The sequence below is a fragment of the Paraburkholderia sp. J69-1 genome (assembly GCF_905220255.1).
Lineage (GTDB): Bacteria > Pseudomonadota > Gammaproteobacteria > Burkholderiales > Burkholderiaceae > Paraburkholderia.
Window position 1 is genome coordinate 1 of record NZ_CAJMZG010000085.1, and the last position, 701, is coordinate 701.

At 58.9% G+C, this 701-nt stretch carries 1 protein-coding gene; it reads right to left on the minus strand.

Going from position 1 to position 701, the window contains the following annotated elements; translation table 11 throughout:
• Positions 1–128: 128 nt before the first annotated feature.
• Positions 129–701 (minus strand): transposase (locus U5A67_RS40480; protein WP_321818837.1); only part of this gene is annotated, 573 nt, incomplete at its 5' end.

Sequence of the window (701 nt, forward strand, 5' to 3'; positions counted from 1 at the left end):
CGAGGCTGTGTAAAAACGCGCAGAACGGCCGACCGATCCATCCCCGGCGGGAACACAATTGCGTTAGGACGTGACGCAGGCAAATGAAGTGATCGTGTTTTACGGGCAACCAGCGTCGGCGCGCGCATTCACGCGCCTGCCAGCTTCATCGCTCGCATCGTCTTTGCGAATCCGAGGATCCTGATGACTCGCTTGAGGTTGTATGCCAGCACGTGCAAACTCATTTCAGCGGCGACATGGCCAAGCCCGCGCGTCTGGAAGTGCGTCGTCCCCATCCAGTGCTTAAGTGTGCCGAACACGTGCTCGACCGTGCGCCGTCGCATCGTCATTGCATCGAGCTGGCGATCCAGCCTGGACTGCATCGCCTCAAGCACCGCTTCGTGTTCCCATCGTCGAATACGCCGGTAGTCGGTGGGCGTGCACCGGTTCTTTATCGGGCATTTCGGGCAAGCGCTGCTCCAGTAGGTACGCAGGGCCATCGGAGTTTCGCGCTCGACGGAAGTAAATCGGTAAATCGCCCGTTGCCCCGCTGGACATAGGTATTGGTCGTCTTTCGCGATGTAGATGAAGTCGGCCCGATCGAACCGTCCATCTGCCTTTGCACTGGAGGTTTGTGTTTTTGGCACCAGCGCTGCAATACCAGCGTCATCGCATGCTTTGATTTCCGTGGCGCTGTAGTACCCGCGATCGGCCAGCGCCTT